This is a genomic window from Hydrogenivirga sp. (genome assembly GCF_056450045.1).
Window position 1 is genome coordinate 1 of sequence record NZ_JBWONM010000003.1, and the last position, 3,014, is coordinate 3,014.

Consider the following 3,014-nt stretch of genomic DNA (forward strand, 5'->3'; position numbering starts at 1 on the left):
AGGAGCTCCTTGACCTTTTTCTCAATGCCCTCCGCATCTATTCCAACCATATTCCTGAGGAGGTTCTGATTTCCATGTTCTACGAACCTGTCGGGTACACCGAGGTTGACGACCCTCTTGAAACTCCCCTTTCTGGCAAGGAACTCAAGCACTCCGGAGCCAAAGCCCCCCACAACCGTGTTGTCCTCAACTGTGAGGAAGACCTCGTACCTGCTAGCGAGCTTGAGGAGCATCTCCTCATCCATAGGCTTGACAAACCTGGCGTTCACAACCCCTACCTTTATTCCTTCCTTGTAAAGCTTCTCTGCCGTCTTGAGAGCCTGATAGACGGGATAGCCAACGGCGAGGATCACGAGCTCTTCTCCCTCCAACAGCTCCTCCCAGCTTCCTATCTCAATCTCCTCAAAACCCTCGGTCGGGACACCGTAGGCTGCTCCCCTCGGATACCTGACCGCGAAGGGTCTTTTGCTATTTACCGCCGTGTAGAGGAGGTTTCTCAGCTCCTGTTCGTCCTTGGGGGCACTCACCACCATATTTGGTATGCACCTGAGGTAGGAGAGGTCAAAGACGCCGTGGTGGGTGGGTCCGTCATCGCCCACGAGACCACCCCTGTCAATGGCAAAGGTAACTGGCAGGTTCTGGAGGGCTATATCGTGGATGACCTGGTCGTAAGCCCTCTGGAGGAAGGTTGAGTAGTAGGCTGCAACGGGCTTCATGCCCTCACAGGCGAGCCCTGCGGCAAAGGTTGCGGCGTGCTGTTCCGCTATGCCCACATCAAAGAACCTCTCAGGAAACCTCTTGGCGAACTCAACCAGACCGGAGCCCTCCCTCATGGCGGGCGTTATAGCCACTATGCTCTCATCCTGCTCCGCGAGCTCAACTATCGCCTTCCCAAAAACGGAGGTCCAGGAAGGGGGAGAAGGCTTCTTGATTATCTCCCCCGACTCAACCTTGTAAGGGGCTACGCCGTGCCACTTGACAGGGTCCTCCTCTGCATGGGGATAGCCCTTACCCTTCTTGGTGGCAACGTGGAGCAGTATCGGTCCCTTTATATCCTTGATGTTCGTTAGAGTCCTTTCAAGGGCAGCAAGGTTATGCCCGTCCACAACGCCTATGTAGTTGAAGCCGAGCTCCTCAAATATCACCCCCGGTGATATGAGCCCCTTGAAGAACTCCTCGGTCAGCTTCATGAACCTCAGGGGTGTCTCACCGAAGTGTCTGAGAAGGTTCTTTACCTTCTGCCTCGTGTCCTGAACGAAGTGCCCGCTTATTATCCTGCTCAGATATGTGGAGAGGGCGCCCACGTTGGGAGATATGGACATCTCGTTGTCGTTGAGTATGACTATAAACCTGTCGGGACGAAGGTGTCCGGCGTTGTTGAGCGCCTCAAAAGCCATCCCAGCGGTCATCGCTCCGTCGCCGATAACAGCTACAACGAAGCTATCGTCTCCCTTCAGGTCCTTAGCTATCCTGAAGCCCAGAGCGGCGGATATTGATGTGGAGCTGTGTCCGGCACCAAAGGCATCGTAGGGGCTCTCTTCCCTTCTCAGAAAGCCAGCTATACCGCCGTACTGCCTCAGGGTCGGGAAGCTCTCCTTCCTGTCTGTGAGTATCTTCCATGGATAGCCCTGGTGTCCTATATCCCAGACAACCGTATCCTTTGGGGGCTCAAAGACCCTCAGCAGGGCTATGGTGAGCTCAACCACGCCCAGTCCAGGTCCAACGTGACCGCCGTTCTTGGAGGTGACCTCTATTATGTACCTCCTGACCTCCTGGGCGAGCTCTGAGAGCTCCTCGTAAGAGAGTGCCTTGATATCCTCCGGACCCTTGTATCTTGAAAGGAGCTTGTATCCCTCAAGCATAAGCTAAAAATTATCTCCCTTTAGAAGAAAATCAATCTCAGGAGCCAGCCAAAGGTGAGCACGCCGAGGGAGAGGGCAAGTCCTATGAAGGAGAAGGTTATTCCTAACTTCCTGTTCGTATCAACCTGCTTTATCCAGAGGGGTATGAAGGTTATCAAGGTGTAGGCTGCGAGTCCTATCCCGAGCCACTTGTGGGGGAAAAGGAAGATGAAGGGTGCCTTCTGCTGAACGTACTGGGTTCCGGCAACGGATAGACCCGTGAGAACAGCAAGTATGGAGAAGAGAACGGATATGGCGTGGTTCGTAAGGGCGTAGTAAAATACGAAGCTCCTCCTGAGGAAGGTGAAGTGCAGAAAGTACGCAAGGTAGGAGGAGACAAGAGCTCCAACGGCAAAGTATATAACCAGCGGATGATAGTTCATGCTTACTACCTCCTCACGCTCGCCTCAAACTCTATTATATCTTCGTAGAGCTCCCTCAGAATCTCCTTGTAGTCAGCCTTTCCCTCCTCAACGCTGTCCATCAGCTCCTCAAGGTGTCTTGTGAACTCCTCGGATACGAAGGGGATTATCTTCTCCTGTTTTTTCAGGAACTCGTATATCTCCTTCCCCAGCTTTGTAGGTATTAAGAAGCCGTTTCTTTCAATGATGTAGCCCCGATCAAGGAGCTTCTCAACAGTGCTCGCGTAGGTGGAGGGACGACCTATCCCCCTCCTCTTCATCTCTTGGACGAGGCTCCCCTGGGTAAAGAGGTAAGCCATCGGAACCTCCCTTAGCTCCTTTAACTCTGATACATCAATCTCGCCCTCAAGCTCTGGTTGTAGCTCTACGGGGTAAAGGAGGTCAAAACCGTGGCTGAGGACTTCGGTTCTGAGTTCAACCTCTTGCTCTAAGGAAAGAGCTTTGACCTTAACCTTCTTGAGCTTGACCTTTACCGGCTTCATCTGAGATGCCATGAACCTTCTAAATATCAGGTCGTAAAGGACTATGTGGTCCTTGCCAAGATCCTGAACCTGCCCCGACAGCATCACGGACCTTAGCTCCTCTCCATCAAGGGGCTTTGTCGGTCTTATGCACTCGTGGGCACCTCCCTCTGCCCACCTGCGGGGGCTAAAGAGGGAAGGGTCTATCTCTTCGCTGATGTACTCCCTCG

Annotated in this window: 3 protein-coding genes; all 3 read right to left on the reverse strand. The window is 53.2% G+C overall.

Going from position 1 to position 3,014, the window contains the following annotated elements:
• Positions 1-1,862, reverse strand: a 1,862-nt coding sequence (gene dxs / locus AC1HCM_RS00055) for a 1-deoxy-D-xylulose-5-phosphate synthase (protein WP_479459730.1), incomplete at its 3' end; no start/stop codon positions are given.
• 20 nt (positions 1,863-1,882) lie between these two features.
• Positions 1,883-2,284 (reverse strand): hypothetical protein, encoded by a 402-nt coding sequence (locus AC1HCM_RS00060; protein ID WP_479459731.1) that lies wholly within the window; start codon positions 2,282-2,284, stop codon positions 1,883-1,885.
• A 5-nt stretch (positions 2,285-2,289) separates the two neighbouring features.
• On the reverse strand, positions 2,290-3,014 hold a 725-nt coding region (locus AC1HCM_RS00065), incomplete at its 5' end, for a DNA topoisomerase (protein WP_479459732.1).

Coding starts and splice junctions, on each gene's coding strand:
- AC1HCM_RS00060 (WP_479459731.1), bottom strand. CDS start 2,284: ATGAACTATCATCCGCTGGTTATATACTTTGCCGTTGGAGCTCTTGTC.